General features: G+C 68.1%; 21 protein-coding genes. 3 read left to right on the top strand and 18 right to left on the bottom strand.

The window, feature by feature from the left end:
- Positions 1–243 (top strand): hypothetical protein, encoded by a 243-nt coding sequence (locus DFR50_RS00315; protein WP_113887195.1) that lies wholly within the window; start codon positions 1–3, stop codon positions 241–243.
- A 534-nt stretch (positions 244–777) separates the two neighbouring features.
- Here DFR50_RS00315 and DFR50_RS00310 read toward each other — a convergent pair.
- From DFR50_RS00310 to DFR50_RS00275, 8 genes are all read right to left on the bottom strand, one after another.
- On the bottom strand, positions 778–1,722 hold the full coding sequence (locus tag DFR50_RS00310) for a phosphoglycerate dehydrogenase (protein WP_113887194.1): 945 nt from the start codon (positions 1,720–1,722) through the stop codon (positions 778–780).
- Positions 1,723–1,733: 11 nt separating this feature from the next.
- Complete coding sequence (locus DFR50_RS00305) at positions 1,734–2,318, bottom strand: glucose-6-phosphate isomerase family protein (protein ID WP_210208769.1); 585 nt, start codon at positions 2,316–2,318, stop codon at positions 1,734–1,736.
- A gap of 3 nt (positions 2,319–2,321) precedes the next feature.
- On the bottom strand, positions 2,322–3,275 hold the full coding sequence (locus DFR50_RS00300; protein WP_113887193.1) for a shikimate dehydrogenase family protein: 954 nt from the start codon (positions 3,273–3,275) through the stop codon (positions 2,322–2,324).
- A 36-nt stretch (positions 3,276–3,311) separates the two neighbouring features.
- A complete protein-coding gene (locus DFR50_RS00295) occupies positions 3,312–4,394 on the bottom strand; it encodes a galactitol-1-phosphate 5-dehydrogenase (RefSeq protein ID WP_245427216.1) in 1,083 nt (360 codons plus the stop codon).
- A 23-nt stretch (positions 4,395–4,417) separates the two neighbouring features.
- The gene (locus DFR50_RS00290; RefSeq protein ID WP_113887192.1) at positions 4,418–5,464 is read right to left on the bottom strand and encodes a zinc-dependent dehydrogenase; all 1,047 of its coding nucleotides are present in this window, start codon (positions 5,462–5,464) and stop codon (positions 4,418–4,420) included.
- Between the two features lie 23 nt (positions 5,465–5,487).
- Entirely contained in the window at positions 5,488–6,309 is an 822-nt protein-coding gene (locus tag DFR50_RS00285; protein WP_113887191.1) for an SDR family oxidoreductase, read from the bottom strand.
- 65 nt (positions 6,310–6,374) lie between these two features.
- On the bottom strand, positions 6,375–6,644 hold the full coding sequence (locus tag DFR50_RS00280) for a beta/alpha barrel domain-containing protein (RefSeq protein ID WP_113887190.1): 270 nt from the start codon (positions 6,642–6,644) through the stop codon (positions 6,375–6,377).
- Positions 6,645–6,907: 263 nt separating this feature from the next.
- Positions 6,908–8,677, bottom strand: coding sequence for a thiamine pyrophosphate-binding protein (locus DFR50_RS00275; RefSeq protein ID WP_113887189.1), 1,770 nt, complete (start codon positions 8,675–8,677; stop codon positions 6,908–6,910).
- Positions 8,678–8,728: 51 nt separating this feature from the next.
- Between DFR50_RS00275 and DFR50_RS00270 the strand changes: the two genes are divergently transcribed.
- A complete protein-coding gene (locus DFR50_RS00270; RefSeq protein WP_113887188.1) occupies positions 8,729–9,526 on the top strand; it encodes an HAD-IA family hydrolase in 798 nt (265 codons plus the stop codon).
- Positions 9,527–9,663: 137 nt separating this feature from the next.
- Here the strand turns inward: DFR50_RS00270 and DFR50_RS00265 are convergent, their stop codons facing one another.
- From DFR50_RS00265 to DFR50_RS00230, 8 genes are all read right to left on the bottom strand, one after another.
- The gene (locus tag DFR50_RS00265) at positions 9,664–10,440 is read right to left on the bottom strand and encodes an HpcH/HpaI aldolase family protein (protein ID WP_113887187.1); all 777 of its coding nucleotides are present in this window, start codon (positions 10,438–10,440) and stop codon (positions 9,664–9,666) included.
- A gap of 3 nt (positions 10,441–10,443) precedes the next feature.
- Positions 10,444–11,364, bottom strand: a complete 921-nt coding sequence (locus tag DFR50_RS00260) for a cupin domain-containing protein (RefSeq protein WP_113887186.1) — start codon at positions 11,362–11,364, stop codon at positions 10,444–10,446.
- A gap of 13 nt (positions 11,365–11,377) precedes the next feature.
- The gene (locus DFR50_RS00255) at positions 11,378–12,619 is read right to left on the bottom strand and encodes an LVIVD repeat-containing protein (protein ID WP_113887185.1); all 1,242 of its coding nucleotides are present in this window, start codon (positions 12,617–12,619) and stop codon (positions 11,378–11,380) included.
- A gap of 23 nt (positions 12,620–12,642) precedes the next feature.
- Positions 12,643–13,641, bottom strand: a complete 999-nt coding sequence (locus DFR50_RS00250; RefSeq protein WP_113887184.1) for an NAD(P)-dependent oxidoreductase — start codon at positions 13,639–13,641, stop codon at positions 12,643–12,645.
- Between the two features lie 75 nt (positions 13,642–13,716).
- Positions 13,717–14,826, bottom strand: a complete 1,110-nt coding sequence (locus DFR50_RS00245; protein WP_113887183.1) for a substrate-binding domain-containing protein — start codon at positions 14,824–14,826, stop codon at positions 13,717–13,719.
- A gap of 73 nt (positions 14,827–14,899) precedes the next feature.
- Positions 14,900–15,994, bottom strand: coding sequence for an ABC transporter permease (locus DFR50_RS00240; protein WP_113887182.1), 1,095 nt, complete (start codon positions 15,992–15,994; stop codon positions 14,900–14,902).
- Entirely contained in the window at positions 15,991–17,535 is a 1,545-nt protein-coding gene (locus DFR50_RS00235) for a sugar ABC transporter ATP-binding protein (protein ID WP_113887181.1), read from the bottom strand. Before DFR50_RS00235 ends, DFR50_RS00240 begins: the two co-directional genes overlap by 4 nt.
- A complete protein-coding gene (locus DFR50_RS00230) occupies positions 17,532–18,293 on the bottom strand; it encodes a FadR/GntR family transcriptional regulator (protein WP_113887180.1) in 762 nt (253 codons plus the stop codon). Before DFR50_RS00230 ends, DFR50_RS00235 begins: the two co-directional genes overlap by 4 nt.
- A 329-nt stretch (positions 18,294–18,622) precedes the next feature.
- Here DFR50_RS00230 and DFR50_RS00225 point away from each other — a divergent pair, with 329 nt between their 5' ends.
- Positions 18,623–19,255: an alpha-ketoglutarate-dependent dioxygenase AlkB family protein gene (locus DFR50_RS00225; protein ID WP_113887179.1), complete on the top strand. Its 633-nt coding sequence runs from the start codon at positions 18,623–18,625 to the stop codon at positions 19,253–19,255.
- 92 nt (positions 19,256–19,347) lie between these two features.
- Here the strand turns inward: DFR50_RS00225 and grpE are convergent, their stop codons facing one another.
- Positions 19,348–19,923: a nucleotide exchange factor GrpE gene (grpE, locus tag DFR50_RS00220; RefSeq protein ID WP_113887178.1), complete on the bottom strand. Its 576-nt coding sequence runs from the start codon at positions 19,921–19,923 to the stop codon at positions 19,348–19,350.
- 93 nt (positions 19,924–20,016) lie between these two features.
- A complete protein-coding gene (locus DFR50_RS00215) occupies positions 20,017–22,803 on the bottom strand; it encodes a [protein-PII] uridylyltransferase (protein ID WP_113887177.1) in 2,787 nt (928 codons plus the stop codon).
- Positions 22,804–22,824 lie beyond the last annotated feature (21 nt).

The following is a 22,824-nucleotide window of genomic DNA, read 5'->3' as shown; positions in this document are numbered from 1 at the left end:
ATGAGCGGAAAATCCTCTTGGTTCGTCTTGCTGGGCATCATCCTGGCCATGCTGGGCGGCTGCACCGCGATGGCCGGCGATCTCCAGACCTGGCCCGCGAGCCTGACCGCCGTGGCGATCATGCTGGTCGCGAAGATCGTCAACGACCGCGTCCGGATCGTGAAGTGGCCGATGGAGTTCCTGTTCTGGTCGGCGATGACGATGATCGTCTGCAACCTCGCCTATCTCTACCTGACCGCCTGACCGCCTGACCGCCTCCCGGCGCGCGGCCGCTCGGGTCTTGCGCATGATGTCGCGAAGATCTGTCGCGACGAAGCGAACCTGCGCTCCGTCGCGCTGCCGGGCGAGGCTCCCGGCGGCTTCGGCGAGGGCGATGGCGCTCTCGGCGAAAGCCGACATGGCGCGCGATCCCGTGCGCAATCCGGGCCTCGCGGCAGAGCGCCACAGCCGCGGCGAGCGAGAAATCGCCGGGCGCGCCATGGGCGGCGGACCGGCAGCAGAGCGCCATCGACGCCGAGGCGGAGCGGTCGCTCCGCCAGACCGGCGAACGGCACGCGATTTCCGGAGTGGGAGACCGTCGGCGACCCGCGGCCGAGGAATGCGTAGCCGAGAAACACACCCCGGCCGGCGGTGTCGCGCTTCCCCTCTTCCTGCGCCGCGGGCAAAGCGGCGACGGGAGCGCCGGAGGCGATTTCCGCCACGTCGCCGGCGTCGATCGCCGGCGCCCGGGGCTGATGGGCATCCTCGGCGAGGCTCGTGCGCTCGACGGCCCCGAGACTAACCGCGCCGTTCGCCGTCGCCGGGGTCTTCCAGTCGCCGAAGCAGGTTGTCGACCGCGATCATCGTCGCGCGCTCGACGCTCTCGTCGGTGAGGCCGCCGGCGTGGGGCGTCAGAATGACGCTCGGGTGCCGCAGCAGCTCGCTCATTTCCGGCGGCTCCTGCTCGAACACGTCGGTGGCGAAGGCGAACACCTGTCCGCTCTCGAGGGCCGACAGCATCGCGGCGCCGTCGACGAGCTGGGCGCGGGCCGTGTTCACCACCATCGCGCCGCGTCGCAGTCGAGCGATCGCGCCGGCGTCCAGAACCGGCGTCTCCGTCGCGGGACAGTGCAGGCTCACCACGTCCGACGCCGCCAGCAGGCGGTCGAGCGGCGCCAGCGGGAACGAAAGGGTCTCGCCGCTGCCGTCGAAGTGCGGGTCGTGCCCGATCACCGTCATCTCGAGCGCCTGACACAAGCTCGCAAACGTCCGTCCGATCGCGCCGCAGCCGACGATCCCGACCGTGCGGCCCCGGCATTCGCGGCCCTTGCGCCGGCTCCAGCGACCTGACTTCAGCGTCTCGCTCGACCAGGTGACCTGGCGAAGGCCGTCGAGCATGAGCGCCAGCGCCAGCTCGGCGACGCCGCGCGCGTTGGCGCCTGTCGCCCTCTCGATCGCGACACCCCGTTCCCGCGCCGCCACCACGTCGATCGAGTCCGTGCCGGTTCCGTTGCGGCTGATCACCCGCAGCATCGGGCTTGCCGAGATCACCGCACGGGAGATCGGCTCGACGCCGGCGAGATAGCCGACGCAGGCCGGGATCGTCCGCAAGAGGTCGTCTTCCGTCGGCTGCCGGCCCGGCGCGGGAAAGACGAGGTCGTAGCCCCGTTGCGAAAGCACGGTCAGCGCCGGATGTCCCCCTTCGGAGATCGATCGCGGCGTAATCGCGATTCGCCCGGCCATCCGAGGTCGGCTCACTTGATCCAGAGCGGGTTGTCGATCAGCGCCGGCGCTCCGCCCCTTTCCACCACGAGCTTGCGGAAACCCTTGGTCTCGATCGTCCCGTAGTCATGGCCGGCGTGACCGGGAAAGGCGAAGAAGGTGACCAAAGGGTCTTCAGCGGAGATGTTGATGCTGCGATGCGCGTAGCGGCCCGGAACATACACGGCCATTCCCTTGCGCAACTCCTGGACTTCGACCGCGCCCTCGGGGCTCTCCATCATCATCAGGCCGTGACCCTGCAGACAGTAGTACACCTCCGCGGTGTCGAGCACGGTGTGAAAATGTCCCTTCGTCATATGATACTCGTCGCCGATCTTGCCGGGATAAGCGATGCTCGTGCCGAAGGCGACGTCGCCCGACGTTTCCGGCATCCCCATGTCGTAGAATTCATAGATGACCGGATCTTCGCCTTGCAGCGTGCGATCGACGGCGGCGCGATCGTGAAAGATCGCCTTCATGTGCGAGAGACGCCTGACCAGAGACTTGCGGGTTCGCGAGAGTCCAGACACCGGATCGAAATCGACGAGGGTCGAGTTGACGTTGGCGATGTCGAACATGTTTCAGGGTCCTTTGGTTGCGGAGAGCGCGATCTGGCTCAGTCGATCGAACTTGGGGCCGGCGACGGCGATCGGGGTGTCGAAGACTTCGGCGATGACGCGGGTCCAGCCGTGGATGAAGTAGACCCAGCCGTCCTCGACCCGCAGGTTCGCCCGCGCTCGCGCGGCGCGCGCCTGGTCGAGGAAGATCAATTCGCCGCGATAATTGAACTCCCACGCGATCCCGTCCCCGGGGAACGCGACGGCGTCGGTCAGGGGCGAACCGGGCCGGTCCTTGCCGAGGCCGGTCGCGTTGACGACCATGGATCCTTTCGGGAGCGCCGCAACCAATCGGTCGGCGTCCGTCGGCTCCGGCGTGACGGCGTAGGCGACCGGGATGGCGAAGCCGATGCGGCGATGCGCCTCGCGGATCTCCGCCAGGCTTTGCTCGCGTCGCGCGGTGACGGTGATCCGGCCCGGCGTATCGCCGCCGCGGATGGCCTTGTTGTGCAGGAAAAGCGTCAACGCCATCGACGAGCCGCCGGCGCCCAGGATGATCATCTCGGCCCCGGTGCGCCGCCAGTAGCCGTCCTCGACGATCGCCTCGAGCGAACAGCCGACGGTGATCGGGTCCTTGGCGTGTCCCCAGAGCCGCCCGCCGCGCTTCGAGACGCCGCTGATCTCGCCCAGCGTCTGCGCATAAGGGTCCAGGTCGTCGAAAAGATCACGCGACGCCTTGAGAAGGTTCACCTTGTGGGTCGTCACCAGCGCGCCCATCGAGAGCGGGTCCGCCTTGATGAAAGCGACCGCCTCGCGATAGCGAGCCGGATCGTCGTTGGGCGTGAAATCAATGCCCTTGATGACCGCGTCGAGGCCGAGCGCTTCCGACCAGCGCGGGAACACCTTCATGATCGACGACTGGCTGGTCGTCACGCCGATGAAGTACAGGGTTCTTTGACGGGCGGGGGTATAGGTCATGGTCCGGTTCTTCAGGTTGTCCTAAGTCGAAGGGCGTCAGCGACACAGGTCCTCGACGCCGTTCGGCGCGAACAGAATCTTGTTGTAGGGGCCGAGATCGCCGGTCTGCAGCCTGCGGAACGTCTCGGGCGCCTCGCCGAGCGACAGCACGTGGCTGATCAGCGGCTTGCTGGTCAGCTCGCCCCTGGCGATGAAGCGCATGATGTCTCGCCACTCGCGCCCCGGGAACGGCACGGAATACGAATTCCACGAGCCGACGACCGACAGCTCGTGACGCAGGATTCGTTCGAACAACTCGGGCTCCAGCACCACGGCGCTGTGCGCCGATCCGAAAACGAGGATCGTGCCGAGCTTTCGCGCCACCGATATCGCCATTGCGCGCCCGGCGTTGGCGCCCGCGGTTTCCATGACGACGTCCGCTCCGAGCCCCCCGGCGGCCGCCCGAACCTGCTCGACGGCGTCCTTGTCGCCGGCGTTGACGCAAGCGTCTGCGCCTGCGATGCGCGCGAGCGCGAGCTTGCTCTCGTCGATGTCGATCGCGACGACCGGGCTCGCTCCGGACAGTTTCGCGAAGCGAACGGCGAAGTAGCCGAGCGCGCCGACGCCGACCACCGCAACCGCATCGCCGGCCTTGACGTCGATCTTCTGCACGCCGTGCAGCACGGTCGCCGCGAACTCCACGGTGGCGGCTTCATCAAGTCCGACCGAGTCGGGCACATGGACGAGGTTGCGAGCCGGCGCCTTGACGTACTGAGCAAAGCCTCCATCGCTGCGCGACCCGAGGAAGTTGTAGCAGTCGCACAGGGAATAGTGACCGCGGGCGCAGGAATCGCAGGCGAAGCAAGGCATGAGGGGCGCGACGGCGACACGACCGCCGAGTGCGGCCGAGGTCACCGAACGGCCGACATCCACGACGACGCCGGCGAACTCGTGGCCCGGGATGGTCGGAAAATGGTAAGTGCCGGTGGTCATCACGCGGCCGATATCGGACCCGCATATGCCGGCCGCCACCACCTTGACGAGAACGTCCTCGGGTCCAAGCTCGCCTGGAACCGGAACGCGATCGATTCTCAGGTCTCCTGGCGCGTGAAGCACCGCCGCTTCCATCGTATTGGACATGGGCCTGCCTGTTCGGTTCGGGGCTAGTCGCCCGGGACGACCATCGCCTTCATCCCGCGCCCCTCGAACGCGGAGTCGAACGCCTTGCCGATTTCGGTCAGCGGGTAGCGTTCGGTGACGATGTCGCGGACATTGATCTGGCCGTCGGCGACCAGTTGCATCGCGCGTGCGTAGTCTTCGTTGGACGAGCCTGTCGTTCCGGCGACATGCAGGCCGCGATAGTGGATGAGGTTGGTGTCCAGCTCGACCTTCGCGCCCTTCGGCAGTCCGCCGAAGAAATTCACGCGTCCGTGCATGGCCAGCAGGGTCAGGGCCTGCGCCTGCAGTTGGGGGGCGGAGGCCGCGGTCACGATGACGTCGACACCGTCGCCGTTGGAGATGTTCGCGATCTCCTGCGCGAGGTCGGTGCGCGTCGTATTGATCAGGACGTCGGCCCCCATGCGCCCGACCGTCTCGAGGCGATTGTCGGTGATGCCGGCGACGATCACGGTTTTCGCCCCGTAGAGCTTCGCGAGTTGGGTGAAAAAGGCGCCGATCGGCCCCGGGCCGAAGATCAGCACGCGATCCTCGGGCGTGACCTTCAATCCCTGGAAGGCGTTGAACGCGCAGGACAGCGGCTCGACCACGGCGGCTTCTTCGAAACTCACGCCGTCCGGAATTGCGAAGACGTTGCCGCCGCGAACGGCGATGTTGGGCACGCGCATGTAGTCTTCGAAGCCGCCGTCGAGACTGATGCCGAAGGCCTCGTAGTTCGGGCACATGTTGTTGTAGCCGCGCCGGCACAGTTTGCACCGGCCGCAGCCGATGTTCGGCGTCACCGTGACGCGCATGCCTTCGGCGAATCCGCTGACGAAGCGGCCGACCTTGGCGATCACGCCGGCGACCTCGTGGCCCAGAACGCGGTGCGTCGAGGCCGGAATCTTGAAGTGGCCGCTCTTGAAGATGCGCATGTCGGTGCCGCAGACCGAGGCGGCGCGGACCCGCAGCAGAAGCTCGTCGTCGCCGCAGACCGGCATGTCCCGATCTTCGAGGGCGATATCGCCCGGCGCCCTGTAAACCGCAGCCTTCATCGTAACCTCCCCGAGCCCGAGCTCTAGACTTCCATGCCGTAGCGATGGGCTTTGTGGGTGGGGTAGAGGGCGATGGTCGGGATCGTGACGTCCGGCGATCGCGTGGCGACGAAGAGCGCGAGCCAGGCGACGTTGTCGACGTCGATGCAGGAGGCGTGGATGCCTTCCTTCAATTCCTTCTCGTCGAGCCAGCCGTCGAGGTAAGCGGGCAGATCGCCGTCGTAGAGCCCCTTGTCGATGATCTCGGTCATCGGCGTCTTGACGTGCGACGGGTTGAGGACGGTGACGCCGATCTTCTTGTCCTTGCCTTCGAGGAGGATGTTCTTGGAAAACCCGAGCATTCCGTGCTTGGAGGCGCGATACGGGCTGTGGCCGGGCCCCGACGCGATACGGGTCGAGGACGACCCCATGTTGATGATGCGGCCGCCGCTCGCCTGTTTCTCCATGTAGAGGAAAGCTTCGCGGCAGCAGAGGAAGACGGCGGTGAGATTCGGTCCGATCGTCTTGTTCCATTCTTCGAGCGTGACCTGGGTGACCGGCGGAGCGAGCGAATCGCGACCTGCGCTGTTGACCAGCACGTCGATGCGGCCCCAGCGCGCGAACGCGTCCTTGAAGAAGGCTCTGACGGAGGCCTCTTCGGTGACGTCGGCGAGGAACGTCTCGAAAACGCCGCCGGCGGCCTCGATCTCCTCCGCCACTTTCGCCAGCCGCGCCCGGTCGACGTCGACCCCGAGGATCTTGCAACCGTGTTCGCAATAGAGTTTCGACACGGCCTCGCCGATGCCCGAGGCGGCGCCGGTGACGATCGCGACCTTTCCCGTAAGATCCATGTGATGGTTCGCCATCGACGCTTCCTCTTCTGTTGGCTGACCGGACCGTTTGCGGGGCGTCGAGCCGACGCCCATCGACTTCAGGGCGTTGTCGGGACGATCCGCGCCAGGCGCGCGGCGTCGGCGGTGATTCGCTCCACGGCGTCGAAGTCGCCTGCGTTGATCGACTTGGGTTCGACCATCCAGGAGCCGCCGCAGGCGGCGACCGAAGGCAGGGCGAGGTAACTGGCCAGGGTCTCCGGCCCTATGCCGCCGGTGGGGACGAATCGGATGTCCGGATAGGGGCCTACGAGCGCGACGACCGGGACAATTCCGACGGCCTCGATGGCTGAGGTGATGGCGTCTGTCATCGTTCGTGATCCGCCGTTTCATCCCTTGGCCGGCGCGGTCGCCGGCCGTCGAGATCGTATAGAATGAAATTTCGTCGTATACAAGACGAAAAGAATTTATTTCGTTCTTCTTCGCCGTCCCCGCCTGCGCTCGCCCGCGTCGCGGGCCTGGTCGATCGGCGGCAGCCAATTCCGCGCCACGCGCGTCCCGCCCGGCGCGCCAAGCTCCGGAAACCCGGCCTCGGCGGCTGAGGGCTCCGGCCGACGCGTCCGGGCCCGCCAGGTCAAAGCGAAGGCGACCGCTTCCAGTCCCGCAACTGGTACACCGTTCCCGGGCGTTTTCGATCGGGGTTGGGATCCTGCAAACGTCTGCGCAGGCTGTGAATGGGCGTGGCGTTCGGATCGGTCCGGACCTCGACGACCGAGGGGCCGTCGAACGCGAAAGCCTCGTCGAGCGCCGTCGCGATGTCGCCGGGGCTTTCGATTTGCAGCCCTTTCAGGCCCAGGCCCGTCGCAGCCGCGGCGTAGGAAGGCCGCGCGCGATTCGACTCGAGATCGACCGACAGTCTCGTGTTGTTGTAGAACACCTGCTCCCACATCGCGAGCCAGCCCAGAACGCCGTTGTTGAACACCACGTTCACGACGGGCAGCCCGAGTTGGGCCTGCGTGGCGAGTTCGCCGATGTAGAACGAGAAGCCGCCGTCGCCGGAGACCGTGACGATGCGCGCGCCCGGCGCGCTCAGCGCCGCCCCGAGCGATCCTGGAACGGCGTAGCCCAGACTGCCCTGCCCGCGCGCGTAAAGGAACCGGCGAGCGGCCTTGCGCGCCGGGAGGTATTGGCCGATCCAGCCCGAGGAAAAGCTGGCGTCGCTGACGACGATGTCGTCCGGAGCGAGACGCGCCGCGATCTCCCTGAGGACTCGCGCCGGGTGCAGGGGGAGGGCGTCGGAACGCGAGTCCTCGTCCAGAGCCGCCTCATGCGCGCGCCTCTGCGTTTCCGCCCGCTCGAGCCATTCCGCGTTGGAATTTTGCGTCAGCCGCGGCGTCAATTCCCGGAGCGTGCTGCGAACGTCGCCGAACAGCGCCACCGTCGGTCGAAAGGTTCGGCCGTGCTCCTGCGGGTCGTCGTCGATGGTGATCGTCGCCTGCTCCGCCGTCGGCAGCGTCCAGTTGTTGGCGGTGTTCTGGCTCGCCTTGCTGCCGCACCAGACGATCAGGTCGGCCGCGGGAGCGAGCGCCAGCGCCGCCCGCGAACCCATCGGGTTGAGCACGCCGACCGAGCGGTTCGACGTCTCGCAAAACGCGCCCTTGCCGGTCAACGACGTCGCGACCAAAGCGTCGGCCTTTTGCGCCAGCGCTTCGAGTTCGTCGTAGGCGCCGGACCCGTGCACGCCGCCTCCCGCGACGATCATCGGCCGCTTCGCCCGGGCGATTTGCTCGACCGCGCGTTCGATCGGCTCCGGCAGCGGACGAGATCGGTGCGCCGGCGCGCAGGCGTAGCGATCGTCGGCGACGACGGGCCGCCTGTCTTCGTCCCAGTCCGCGTCGAACACGTCGTGCGGAATGATCAGGGCGACGGGGCCGGGGCGCGGCGCGGTCGCCGCCCGGAAGGCCAGCCGGACCATCTCGGGGAACGCCGACGCGGTCGGGACGATCCACGCGTCCTTGGCGATCGACTTGAGGAAGCCGAGTTGATCGAACCCCTGCGAAGCGACGCCTTTCGCCTTGAGCGGAAGCCAGTCTCGCGGCAGATCGCCGACAATGGCGATCAGGGGAATCGAGGCGTTCAGCGCCTCCACGAATCCGTCGGTGAGTTTCGTGCAGCCCGGGCCCACGGTGACGTCGCAGACGCCGGGTCTGCCGGTCATGCGCGCGAACGCGTCCGCCGCATAGACCGCGTTTCTCTCGTCGCGCACCAGGACATGGCGGATGCGGCTCTGGCGGGTGGCGAGGCCCTCGTAGAGCGCCGAGGTTTGACCGCCGGGCATGCCGAAGACGCATTTGACGCCGTAGGCGATCAGCATCTCGGTGAGGAAGTCGCCCATATGCGCCATTGCAAAGCCTCGCTGGTAAGGAATTTTTTTTGACAATATCAAGAGAGAAACATATTTTCAACTGCCACCCTCCGCCCTGTCCCGTGGGCCCCTCCCGGGCCCGGCGATCGAAGACAGGCGAGCCCAGGCCGGCGATCGCCCGATCGCGGGCGGCTTGCGGCGGGCGCCAGTCAGGTTCGAGGAGACACGCGGAGGCTATGCCGATCAGGGCCGCGCTTTGGGATAGTCGATGGGACGCTGGTGGACAGCGAGCAGGTCCACCACCGGGCGCTCGTCGACGCCCTGAGAGGCTGGGGGATCGAGGCGCCCGACGACCTCCAGCGGGAATTGATCGGCCTCGCCATGGCCGACACGTTCGCTCGTGTTCGGGGTCGCTTTGCACGATTGCCGGACTATGATGAATTCGTCGCCGCGAAGTCCCGCGCCTACCTCGCGCGAGCGAAGGACCTGAAGATGCGCCCGGGCGCCGCGGCCGCCTTCGACTGGCTGAGCCGGCGACGGACGCCTCAGGCGCTGGTTTCGAATTCTGCGCGCGCCCTTCTCGACGCCAACCTTCGGGCGGTCGGACTGTTCGAGGCGGACTTGATCACCGTTTCGCGAGATGACGTCGACCGCGGCAAGCCCGATCCGGAGCCCTACCTGCGCGCCGCCGAGCGGCTTCGGATTCCGCCGGGCGAATGTCTCGTGATCGAGGACAGCCCGCCCGGCGTCGCGTCCGGGCTGGCTGCCGGCATGACCGTGCTCGCGTGGCCGGAACCGGACCGATGCGACCTCGCCTTTCCCCCCGGGGCGACGCTCGCGCCGCCGGACGCCCTGATCTCCCGGGTGCGCGACCTTTTCGCCGGGTAGGGGCGTGATCTCCGACGAGCGGGACGCCCTGGGAGCGCGGGCGCGCCGGTGGAGCCGGCGACGACGTAGCCTTCCGCTCGCTCCGCATGCGAGGCGCGGCCGAAGCCGCGCGCCGCGACGAACGCCGAGGCTCGCGATCAGCGCGCCGGCAGGGCGGAAAATTCGGTTCGGGTCCGAAGCGCCGACTGTCGCAGGAAGCCCTGGTCAGAGCCGACGATGAAGGCGCTGGCGCCGAGCGCGCGCCAGTCCTGCGCCTCCTTCGCGTCGGCGACCATGATGCAGACGGGCTTCCCCGCGGTCCGCGCCGCGGCGGTGATGGTCTGCGCGGCGGCGCGCACTCTGGGATCGGCGGGGCCCGTCGCCCCCATTGCCACCGTCAGATCGCCCCGGCCGATGAACACGCCGTCGAGGCCCTCGACCGCGACGATCGCGTCGATGGCGTCGAGCGCCTCCGGGTCCTCGATCATGGCGATCACGGCGACGGAAGCGTCGGCCGCGTCGACATGGTCCCAGACGCCGAGCTTGCCGTAGCCGCCCGCCCGGGGGGAGTTCGAGAAGCCGCGCTTGCCGCCGCGGTAGCGGCAGGCCGCGACCACGTCCTTCGCCTTTTCGACGCTGGCGACGTGGGGCGCGAGCACGCCGGCGGCGCCGTCGTCGAGCGCCGCCAGCAATCTGGCCGGGGTGGGCTCGGCGACCCGGACGAGGCCCGCGGTCTGCGACGCTCGCGCCGCGAGCAGTACAGTGTCGATCGTCACGCGGTCGAACGGCGCATGCTCTTCGTCGATGACGACGAAGTCGAACCCGACGCCGCCGAGAATCTCGGTCGCGTGGGGCGTCGGAGTCTTGATGAAGGCGCCGAGCAGAAGGTCGCCGGCCAGGAACCGGGCGCGAAAGCTTGCGGGAGCGGGCGTCATGGCTCAGGCGCCTCCCTGCGGGCCGGCCGGCGTCGGATAGTCGGCCGCATTGAGCACCCAGCCGGGCTTGAGCGAGAAATCGAGGCGCGGCGGCGAGAAAATGTCGACCAGCTGGTTGACGCCCGGGTCGAGCGAACGGCTGGTGTGGATCGCCGGCGGCGGGATGACCGCGACCGACGGCGTGCCGCAGGACTCATGCTCGTCGTTGCGCCACATCGTCATGTCCGGCGTCCACGGCCAGCGCATGTGGTGGATGAAGACGCCCTCGAGCACGAGCGAATATTGCTCGAAATCGTCGTGATGGTGCGGCGACAGTTTGGTGACGTCGCGCGGGCCGCGGCTGACGGGCAGGATGTTGACCATCAAAGTCGTGCATCGCCAGATGCGGCCGAAGCGCCCCGGCTCGTCGGGAACGTCGAGGCCGTAGGTGCGAACCCTGAAACCGTCCGGCGGCGCCGGCCACGCCGCGAACGGCGCCACGTTGGGACGCGGCTCGCGGTAGCCGGCGGCGTTGACGGAGGCGTCCGCCAGATCCGCCGAGCGGGTGGTGAACAGCCGGACGATGCGTCCGCCCTGTAGGACCTTCAGCACGCTGTCGCCGGGCGGGACGAAGGTCAGCGAGGCGCCGGGAAGGGCGTGCGTCGCGTCGCCCACGACGAGTTCCGCCTTCCCGTCGCGGTCGGGCAGCAGCAGCGCCCATTCGTCGACCTGGCCGCGACGCTCGAACACGGCGCCGGCTTCGACGTCGGAATAGGCGACGACGGCGTTCTGCCCGCGGCCGAGCCACGTGCGCTGAAGGGCGTCGCTCTGCTGCGGCGGGCCTTCGTGGAAGCGCAGGTAATCGGCGGCTCCATAGGCCGTGACCGGCGACTTGGCGACGGGCGCGGCCACGAGGCTCGCGCGCGGGTCCGACTTGTCGTACATGGCTCGCGCTCCTTCAGACGCCGTCGATTTCGACGACGGACAGGCCGGCGTTGAAGTCGGTCATGTAGGCGAGCCCGTTCTTCTCGACGTAGACGTCGGCCGTGTGCAGTTGCAGCACGATGTCGGGGCGGAAATCGACGAGCTTGCGCGGCGGCGGCGGCACGAACCAGCCATGCTCCTCGGGCCGGAACGGGTTCTCGATGTCGAAAATGCGCAGCCCGGCGTTCTGGTAGGTCGCGAACACGTAGCGCGAACTCTGATAGCCCTCCGGGCGGTTCTCCCACAGGTTGTGCGGCCCGAAGTGGCCCGGCTTCCTGAAGTAGTCCTGGTCGCTCGGGGTCGGCATCGTGGCGATCGTGACCGGGTTCTCGGGCGCGCGGATGTCGATCACCCAGGTGTATTTCAGCGGTTCGACGTCGATGTTGCGCACCGCCTCGTCGGCGACGATGACGAGGTTGCGATCGTGCAGCGGCAGGGCGCTGTGCGTGCCGCCGGCGAACGGCGGGCGCCAGTTGCGGTGGGAGATCAGCTTCGGCTTCGTCTTGTCCTTGACGTCGAGCAGCGTCAGCCCGCCGTCGCGCCACGAGCCGTAGGCGACGTCGTCGGCGATCACGGCGTGGTGCAGGGCGACGCGGCCGTCGAAGTTGGCGGTCTCGCCTCCGGCGGCCCACATGCCGGGCAGCCACCAGCGGCCGACCTCGACGGGCTTCGTCGGGTCGGCCATGTCGATGACGATGAAGACGTGGTCGGTGTAGCCGTCGAGGAAGGCGGAGGCGTAGGCGTACCGGTCGCCGACCCACCAGACCCGATGCAGGCCGAGGCCTTCGACGTCCATGAAGCCGATGGCGCGCGGATGAGCGCGGTCCGAGATGTCGTAGACCCGCAGGCCTGCCGAATAGTCCTCGCCTCGCTTGCCGAACCGCGAGCTGTGGACCCCCGAGATCGAGCCGCCGTAGTAGCTCTCCTCGTTGTCGTAGACCTTGTAGAAGTTGAACTCCTCGACCACCAGCATCAGGTCGCCATGCGTCTGGCAGTGGATCGACCACGAGTTCGGATGGCACGGCAGGAAGGCGATCGGCTTCGGATCGCGCGGATTGTTGACGTCGATGACGGTCAGGCCGGCGGAGAAACCGTTGCAGACGTAGGCGTAGCCCTTGGAGACCATCACCTGGCAGCCGTCGGGCCGGCCGCCCTGGTCGGTCTGTCCGAGATATTTGACGTTGCGCGCGCTTTCCGCGACCAGATAGTCGGCCATGTCGCCCTCCTGAGTGCTCGTGTTCAGATCTTCGCGTTGTTTCGCGCGTCCGGATTGACGATCGCCGCCTCGCCTTCGCCGCTGATCATCGCCCACATGTTGCGCGCCGCGCACCAGCCGACTTTCATCACGCCGCTCAGGCTCCACGTCGCCGAATGCGGAGACACGACGACATTGTTCAGCGTGAACAGCACGTCGGCGGGGTCGGGCGGCTCCGTCTCGAAGACGTCGAGCCCGGCCCCGCCGATTCGCCCCTCGACCAGCGCCGCCCGGAGCGCCGGGTAATCGACCAGCCAGGCTCGGCCCGTGTTGATCAGAATGGCGTCGCGCTTCATGCGCGCCAGCGCCGCCGCGTCGATCAGATGTCGGTTCTCCGGCGTCGGCGCCGCGTGCAGCGTGACGACGTCGGATTCCGCCAGCAGTCGATCGAGCGAGCAGAGCTCGACGCCCGCCGGCGCTTGCCTCAGGAACGGATCGTAGGCGAGCAGCGTGACCTCCCACGCGACGAGCCGCCTCGCCACGCCCGCGCCGATCCGCCCGAGCCCGACGATGCCGACGGTCGAGCCGGCGATGACGTCGCAGAAGATGTCGGCGCGCCAACCGCCCGCGGCCATGAAGGCGGGCGTCCACTGCGTCAGGCGCTTGCGCAGCGCCAGCATCATCGCGATGGCGTGTTCGCTGACCGGCGCCGCCTGGCTGTCGACCGGCGTGTTGGCGACGAGAATTCCCTTCTCGGTCGCGTAGGGAACGTCGATGCTGTCGACGCCGACGCCGAACTTGGCGATATACTTGAGGCGCGGCAGGGCGTCGATCACGCGCCGGTTGAAATTCGCGCCGCTCGCGCCGATGACGCCGTCGAAACCTTGCGCGGCCGCGATGATCTCGTCGTCGCTGAAGCGTTTGAAACCCTTTTCCCACATCGGCTTTCCGAGCGCGACTTCGACCCCGCGATCCCTCAGCCAATGCAGCGATTCCTCGCTCGGATCGTTGCGCTCGAACGCGAAGACTTTGGCTCGTGTCATGGATTGGGCCTGCGGAAACGGGGGTTGGCGCGGGAAGGCGGCCGGCGGTTCGTCACCGCCGGCGCAAGGCGAAGGCTACTGGACGCCCCAGATCTTCTTGTACTGGTCGCGATAGCCGTTGCCGGGGTCGAAGCTGTTCTTGTCGCCGCCGTCGGCGTTGATGTTGTCCTTGGTCACCAGATGGACCTTGGTGACGTAGCCGCTCGGGCCTTCGCCGTGGAAGGCGCGGTTGAGTTCGTCGATCGCCTGCCAGCCGTGAAGATGCAACGGCTCCGGCACGGTGCCGATCTGGTAGTCCCCCTTGCGGATGCGGTCGTAAGCCGAAACGCTGCCGTCGCCGGCGGAGATGAGATGCGGAGCGCCATCCGGCGGAACGCCGTTGGCGCGCAGCGTCGGCGCCGCAAAGTCGAAGTACAGGTCGTTGAAGGCGAGTATGTAGCCGAGCTTGTCGCCGTAGCGCTGCAGAAGCGCGCTGGTGAGGGAGGGCATGCGTTGCGAAATCTCGGTGTAGGGCGCATTCTCGATCGACAGCACCTTGCAGGTGTCGCAGGCCTTGATCCCGTCCTCCTGGCCGCGCGTCTTGGTCACCACGATCGGATACTGCATGTCGGTGAGGATGACCGCGTTGGCCTTGCCGTCGCTGTGCGCGACCGCGTATTTCGCCGCCGTGTTGGCGATCGCGTAGGGATCGGTCGAAAGGTTCCAGAACACTTCCGGAATGCCGTCGATCGGCCCCGGGGCCGCCGCGCCGTGCCAGGTCACGATCTTGATGCCGGCCTCGCCCGCGCGCTTGAACAGATCCTTGAAGGCCTTGGAATTGTAACTGCCGACGATCAGGCCGTGGGGCTTCAGGGCGATCGCCTGCTCGAAGATCGCGGATTCTCCGGTCGGCGTGTTCTGACCGTCCATCACCTGGAACTTCCAGCCGAGCGCGGCGGCCGCTTCCCGCGCGCCCTCGGCGCTGCCGGAGGAGCCGGCGTTGGTCTGGGTGTCGGCGAGGAAGACGACGAACTTGTTCTTGTCCGCCTTCGGCCCGGTCGTCGGGCCGTCCCATTGCGTCACCGGCGCGGTCGCGGCGTTGGATTCCGCCTTGATCTGGTCGAGGCTTTCCGCCGACGCCGGCACAGCCGACGCTGCGGCGAGCAGCGCCGCGCCGCCGAGCAGCGCCATCTTCAACTCATTCATCGTTTCCTCCCGGTCCTTTGATTGGCACGACTTGAAGACGCGACGGGCCGTGCATCCCGCATCCCGCGACGGATCAGGCGCTTCGTCCCTCGCGCCGTCGGCGCGCGGCGTAACCGGCGAGTCCGACGGACAGGATGAGGCTCGCGCCCTGGAAGATCGGCTCGACGTAGAAGCCGCCGCCGAGTTGCTGAAGACCCGCGATCCCGATCGCCAGGACCAGGACCGCGACCATCGTGCCGAGCGCGTTGACCCGTCCGGGCCGGATGGTGGTGGAGCCGAGCAGCGCGCCGACGAACGCCGGCAGCAGGAACTCCGGTCCGACCGCGGTCTGACCGACGCGCAGGCGCGCCGCCAGGACCACGCCGGCGAACCCGACGATCGCTCCGCTGACGACGAACACGGCGATCACGATGCGCCGAGCCGGAACGCCGGTCAGTTCCGCCGCCTTGCGGTTGCCGCCGATTGCGTAGATCTGGCGCCCGATCGGCAGGAACTCGAACACGACCCAGAGCGCGACGACCAGGATCGCGACCAGGATCGCCGGCAGCGGGACATTGAAGATCGTCGTGTCGTTGATGCCGGTGAACATCGGCGGCAGGTCGCCGACCAGTTGCGCGCCGTTGGTGTACCAGGCGCCGAGGCCGTAAAGGATCGTGCCGACGCCGAGGGTCGCGATGAACGAGTCGATCTTCGCGTATTCGACCAGCAGGCCGTTGATCAGCCCGATCAGCGCGCCCATCGCGATCACGATTGCGACCACGGCGTACCAGGGAATCTCGGTGCGGGTCAGCAACCCCATGACGATGATATGGCTGAGGCCAAGATTGTAGGCGATCGAGAGATCGTAATTGTTCGAGGCGACGACGATCATCTCGGACAGACTCAGAAACGAGACGATCACGCTGGCGGCCATGATGGCGCGGAACGTCTGCTTGGTCAGAAAGGTGTCGGGAAGCAGGATCGCGTAGGCGATCACGAACAGGATCGCGAGCAGGAACAGGCCGTGATTGGAAACGATGTGCAGCAGCGCCTGCCCGACCGTGCGCTTCCCGGCCGAAACCGTTGCAAGATTCGCCGCACTGGCCCCCGGGGACGCCTTGGGATCGGCCACGCTCATGCTTTCGCCTCCCTTGGCGCTCGCGCCGTTCGGGTTGGAACGCGGCGTCATCGGACGTCCGCGGCGTTGGTCCGCGCCGTCGCCTTGGTGTGCGATCCGGCGCCGCTGATTTCGTGGGTGAGCGTTTCGACGGTCAGATCGTCGCGCGCGATCTCGGCGACGATCCGGCCGCCGCTGAATGCGAGCACGCGATCGCAGATCTGCGCCAGCTCATCGAGATCGGACGAGATCACGACGCAGGCGGCGCCCCTGGCGGCGCCTTCGGCGAGGATCCGGTAGATCTCCGCCTTGGCGCCGACATCGACGCCCGTCGTCGGCTCTTCGAGCACGAGCACGCGATAGTTCTGCCCGGCCAGGCGCGCGAGCACCACCTTCTGCTGGTTGCCGCCGCTCAGCGTCGCGACGTCGCGGTCGGGTTCGCGGGGGCGAACGTCGAGACGATCGAGGATCGCCGCGGCCTCGACGCTTTCGCGCGCCGCGGTGCGCAGCGAGAGGGCGCGGCGGCCGAAGTTGAACGGATTGAGGAACAGGTTTTCGCGAACGGTCAGGGCGGTCGCGAGCCCTTCCTCGGCCCGCTTGCTGGAGGCGAAGCCGACTCCGGCGGCGATCGCGTCGCCGGGGTTCCGGAAGCGCCGGGCGATCCCGGCGATGCGGATCTCGCCGGCCGAGGCTGGGGCGACCCCGCCGATCGCCCGCCCGACCGCCTCGTGACCCTGGCCGCGAAGCCCCGCAAGGCCGACGATCTCGCCCGGCGCCACGTCGAAGGTGATCGGCCCGATGTGGTCGACGGCGAGGTCCGACACTTCCATCACGGCGCCCGCGCGGCTCCTCGCACGCTGCGCGCCGGTCCGACGGGCCGGCGTCTTGCCGACGATGTCCGCCACGAGTTGTTCGGGCGAGGCGTCGAGGGGCCGGTAGGTCGCGACGACCCGGCCGTCGCGAAGCACCGTGGCCGCGTCCGCCAGCCGGAACACTTCGTCGAGCCGGTGGCTGACATAGACGATGCCGACGCCGCGGGCGCTGAGCGCGCGCACGGCGGAAAACAGGCGTTCGACGTCGGCTTCCGGCAGGCTGGCGGTAGGTTCGTCGAGCACGAGGACGTCGATGTCGCGCGTCAGAGCGCGGGCGATCGCGACGATCGACTTTTCCGCCTGGCTGAGTTCGCCGACGTTTCGGTCGAGCGGCAGCGGCGCGCCGAGTTTGTGCAGGGCCGATCCGGCCATCGCGTTCACCGCGCGCCAGTCGATCAGGCCTGCGCGCCGCGGATAGCCGTAAGCCATCGCCATGTTCTCGCCGACCGTCATCGTGTCGATCAGGCCGAGATCCTGATGGACGAAGGAGAGGCGCGTGCCGAGCATCGCCTCCGTCAGCGGCGCCCCGCGCAGCGTGACCTCTCCGGCGTCGGGCTTGTGGACGTGCGCGAGGACCTTGATCAGCGTCGACTTGCCGGCGCCGTTGGCGCCGAGGAGCGCGTGGATCTCGCCGGCGGCGACGCTGAAGTCGACGCCGCGCAGCGCGCGCACCCCGCCGAAGTGCTTCACGCAGCCGGTGACGCGCAGGACGGTCGAGTCGGGAGGGGAAGCCGCGTTCATGGCTCGCGCGCCTTGCGGTCGTAGCGTTTGCTGGGTCCGGGCTCGGCCGGGGATCCCTCTTCCGGCGGCAGCGGGTGGTAGCGCGTGGCGGCGGCGGTCCGCTCGACATCCCCGGAGGCGATCGCGTCGATGATGTCGCGGTGCATTTTCAGGATGCGCTGCGATCGTCCCGGCGAAGGGACCGCCGCGACTTCGTCGAGTTCCTGCTCGATGTAGTCGAGCAGGGTGAGATAGATCCCCGACAGAATCTTGTTTGCGCCCATGCGCGAGATGCAGCGATGCAGCTCCCAGTTCCACGTCAGCGTGACTTGCGGCTCGTCGACGGTCTCCGCCATCCTGTCGAACAGGCGATAGAGTTCCTTGACGTCGTCGGGCCGCGAGGGGGCGGTCTTCGCCGCCTCGACCGCGGTCAGGACTTCGAGTTGATCACGCACCGCGAGACAGTCCTGGATCGACTCCGAGTTCTTGCGGAAGCCGAGAAAGACGTTGCTCAGGCGAAGAAAGATCGAAGGCGGAGCGACGAACACGCCGCCCTGCGGACCGCGGCGAAGCTCGACCAGCCCGCGCGTCTCGAGCACGCGCATGGCCTCGTTCATCGTCCCGTGGGCGACCTGAAAGGTTTGCCGCAACTCTTCCTTGGAGCCGAGCCGGGTGTTGCCCTCGGCTCGCCGCTCGAGGATCAGAGCCTCGATGCGGCGCACCAGTTCTTCGGCGAGACTTCCCTCGGATCGGCTCAGCGGCTCGACGCCCTCAAGCACGGCGGTCCTCCCTTTTGTGATATTGTTATAATGATTATGCTGAATTGGTCAAGAGGCGAATGCGGCGTCCGCGTCGCCCGCCGCGATCGACGAACGCCTTATGAAATCAATGGCGATCGAGGCCCGAGCGGCTTTCCCGAACGGCGCTCGACGGGTTTGGGCTCGAACCGTCCCATCCCTCCGATCCGCCGCCGCCCCTCGTCTTGACCTCGCACGCGGCGTGCTGGACGCTGGAGGGCAGACGCGACCGCCGCATGCGGGCGGCCCTCATTCCCGGGCGAGCCGCGCCCCGGCGTCGTCAACGCCGAAGCCTTGAAGGTCAGACCATCATGGCCGCCATCCGCTCCCTCGAAGTCGTTCCCGGCGTCGCGTGGTTTCCCGGCTGTCTCGACCGCGCCGCCCAGGAGCGCCTGCTGGAGGCGATCCGCGCCGCGCTCGCCGACGCGCCGCTCTATCGCGCCCGGATGCCCAGGACCGGCAAGCCGCTGTCGGTCATGATGAGCAATTGCGGGCCGCTCGGCTGGGTCAGCGACGTCGGCGGCTACCGCTACCAGCCGAACCATCCCGAGACCGGCCGCCCGTGGCCGCCGATGCCGGACCTGCTGACCGACCTGTGGGACGCGCTCGCGCCGGGCGCGCCGCCGCCCGAAGCTTGCCTGATCAATTTTTACGACGCCAACGCGCGGATGGGCCTGCACCAGGACCGCGACGAGCAGGAGTTCTCAGCGCCGGTGGTGTCGCTGTCGCTCGGCGACCCGGCCCTGTTCCGCCTGGGCGGCCTGACCCGAACGTCGCCCACCCGGTCGTTGCGGCTCCAGTCCGGCGACGCGCTGACCTTCGGCGGCCCCGCGCGTCTGGTCTTTCACGGCGTCGACCGCATCGTGGCGGGCGGTTCGACGCTGCTTTCGGAGGGCGGGCGGATCAATCTGACGCTGCGCCGGGTGACGCCCGCCGGCGCGTGACGGCGAGCCCTCACCCTGCGGCCTTCTCTCCCTGTGGGAGAGGGCGACCCTTCCCCCTCTGGGGGAGGTGGCCCGAAGGGCCGGATGAGGGTCTACCCCTCCTTCGGCGCGGCCTTCGGCCCGCCCTTGGAGATGCCGACCATCGCCGGACGCAGCACCCGGTCGCCGATCGTCCAGCCGGTCTGGACGACCTGCGAGACGGTGCCCGAGGGCACGGTCTCGTCCGGCGCCTCGAAGATCGCCTGATGGAAGTTCGGGTCGAACTTCTGGCCCTTCGGATCGAGCTTTTTCACGCCGTGGCGGCCGAGCGCCGCCTCGAGGTCGCGCGCCGTCAGTTCGACCCCCTCGATCACCGACTGGATCTGCGGCTCCGCCGCGGCGCGGGCTTCGGCGGGCGCGTGCTCGAGCGCGCGGGAGAGGTTGTCGACCACCGACAGCATGTCGCGGGCGAAGCTGGTGACGCCGTAGGTCTTGGCGTCGGCGACCTCGCGCTCGGTGCGCCGGCGCAGGTTTTCCATCTCCGCCAGCGTCCGCAAAATCCGGTCCTTGAGCTGGCTGTTTTCGGCGTTCAGCGCCTCGATGACGGCGAAGGCGTCACGCTCCGGCGTTTCGGAAGGCGTGGCTTCGGCCGGCGTCGCTTCGGCGCGTTCGGCGTTCGGATCACTCATGGTTTCAAAAGCCCCTTGCGGATTCGCGACGCATATCAGGACACACGCGGCAAAAATCAAGCCGTGGCTCGCCCGCGACGGGCGATACGGCGGTCAGCGTTCGACCCCGAAGTCCGCCAGCAGACGCCGTTTGATGGCGGCCTGCTTGGCCGGCGAGTTGATCTTCTGCCCGGTCAGATCGGTGACGTAGAATGCGTCCACCGCCTTCTCGCCGAAGGTGACGATGTGCGCCGAGCCGATATTCAGGTTGAGCTTCGACAGCGAGCCGGTGAGGTCGCGCAAGAGCCCCGGCCGGTCGAGCCCAGACACCTCGACCACCGTGTAGCGGCGGGAGATCGTGTTGTCGATCGTGACCTCGGGCTCGATGGCGAAGGCGCCGCGCCGGAGGTCGCGGCTCTCCCGGGCCGGGGCGATCTCGTCCAGGCGGACCTCGCCGCGCAGCGTGCGTTCGATGTTCTTGGCGATTCTCTGCGCCCGGCGCAGTTCGTCCTCCTCGCGCTCGAACGCGCGCGAGACGAAGATCGTGTCGAGGGCGAGGCCGTCGGTGGTGGTGAAGATCTGCGCGTCGACGATGTTGGCGCCCGCCGCGGCGCAGGCGCCGGCGATGCCGCTGAGCAGCCGCGGGTGGTCGGGCGCGACCACCGTCACCGCGGTGACGCCGCGGAAGCAATCGGTCGTCACCTCGGTGGCGAGCGAGCGCAGGTCGGCCGCCATGGCGTAGAGCAGGGCGGCGTGCGCGACCTGCCGTTCCGGCTCCACCTTGAGCCAGTAGGCCGGATAATGGCGCTGGGCGTAGGCGTCGAACTCCGGGTCCGACCATCCCGGCAGCGCGCGGCGCAGCGTCTCCTGCGCGGCCTGGACGCGGGCGTCGCGGTTGACCGCCGAATGTCCGCCGCCGAGCACCACCTCGGTCTCCCAGTAGAGCGTGCGCAGGAGCTGGCCCTTCCAGCCGTTCCACACGCCCGGGCCGACCGCGCGGATGTCGGCGACGGTCAGGATCAGCATCAGCTTGAGCTGCTCCTGGGTCTGCATGATCGCCGCCAGCGCCTCCGCGGTGCGCGGGTCGGACAGGTCGCGGCCCTGCGCCATGTTGGACATCACGAGATGGTGCTCGATCAGCTTGGCGACCCGCTCGGTGTTGGCGGGCGTGAGGCCCAGCCGCGGGCAGAGCTTGCGCGCGACGTCGGCGCCGGTCTTCGAGTGGTCGGTCGGCCGCCCCTTGGCGATGTCGTGCAGAAAGACCGCGAGGTAGAGCTCGGTGCGGTGCGAGATCTTGTGGATGAACTCGCTCGACAGCGGCACCTCGGCCTTCAGCCGGCCGCCCTCGATCGCGTTCAGGACGCCCACCGCCCGGATCAGGTGCTCGTCGACCGTGTAGTGGTGATACATCGAAAACTGCATCATCCCGACCACGCGGCCGAAGTCCGGAATGAACCGGCCGAGCACCCCGGCCTCGTTCATGCGCCTGAGCGCCGTTTCCGGCGCGTGGCGCGAGGTGAGAATCTCGAGGAACAGCCGGTTGGCTTCCGGGTCCTCGCGCAGCCGGGCGTCGATGCGCTTCAAGGACTGGGTGACGAGCCGCGCCGCGTTCGGATGGATCGGCAGATTCGACCGCTCGGCCACCCAGAACAGCCGGATCAGGTTGACCGGATCCCGTTCGAACGCGTCGGGGCGAACGACGTCGACCCGCTCCGTCTCGACCTTGAAGTCTTCGGCGTCGGCGATGGCGCGCGGACGCCTCCGGATCTTGCCGATGAAGCGGTCGAACACCGGCACGGGCTTGGTCTGGCGCTCCTCGAGCGCGGCGCAGACGATCGCGGTCAGGTCGCCGACGTCCTTGGCGACGAGGAAATAGTGCTTCATGAAGCGCTCGACGTCGGCCTGCCCGGCCCGGGTCGAATAGCCCAGCTGGCGCGCGATCGGCCGCTGCACGTCGAAGCTGAGCCGCTCCTCGGCGCGCCCGGCGAGAAAATGCAACCGGCAGCGAACCGACCAGAGAAACTCCTCGCAGCGGCGGAACAGCGCGAACTCGCGCGGCGAGAACACGCCGGCGGCGATCAGGTCGTGCGGATTTCGCACCCGATAAACGTATTTCGTGATCCAGAACAGGGTGTTGAGGTCGCGTAAGCCGCCCTTGCCTTCCTTCACGTTCGGCTCGACCAGATAGCGCGAGGCGCCGGCGCGCCGGACGCGCTCCTCCCGTTCGGCGAGCTTGGCCGCGACGAATTCCGGCGCGGTCCTGGCGACGATCTCGCGGTCGAAGCGCGTCTGTAGCGTCTCGAACAGCGTCTCGTCGCCGCTGACGAGCCTCGCCTCGATCAGGGTGGTGCGGATCGTCATGTCGGCGCGCGCCTGCTTCAGGCATTCGTCGACCGTGCGGGTGGCGTGGCCGACCTTCTGCTTGAGGTCCCACAGGACGTAGAGCAGCGCTTCGACCACCTTCTCGGCCGCCGGCGCCGGCTTGTCGGGCATCAGGAACAGGAGGTCGATGTCGGACCCGGGGGCGAGCATGCCGCGGCCGTAGCCGCCGACCGCGACGACGGTCGGTCTCGCCCCGCCGCTCGCGGGAGCGAGCCAGCGCGCAGCGAGTTCCAGCGCGACGCGCAAGAGATCGTCCTCGACCGCGCTCAGGGTTTCGGCGCAGGCCCTTCCCTTGCCGCCCGCTTCCAGCGCCCGCCGGGCGCCCTCGCGGCCCTTGTCCAGGGCGCTTTGAAGAATCGCGACCGCCTCGCGCCGGAAGGCGCCGTCGTCGTCGCAGGCGGCGCGCAGCGCCGCCAGTTCGTCGATGATCCTGGCGCGGTCGAGCGCCCGCGAGGCGGGATGATGAGACCGCGGCGAGCGGGGACGGCGTTCGACCGCGGGGGCTGCGACAGCTGACATTGGCGCCGACACTTCTGTTTT

The organism is Roseiarcus fermentans (assembly GCF_003315135.1).
Lineage (GTDB): Bacteria > Pseudomonadota > Alphaproteobacteria > Rhizobiales > Beijerinckiaceae > Roseiarcus > Roseiarcus fermentans.
Note: the sequence above shows the minus strand (reverse complement) of the source record. Positions and strands in the feature narration are given on the sequence as shown.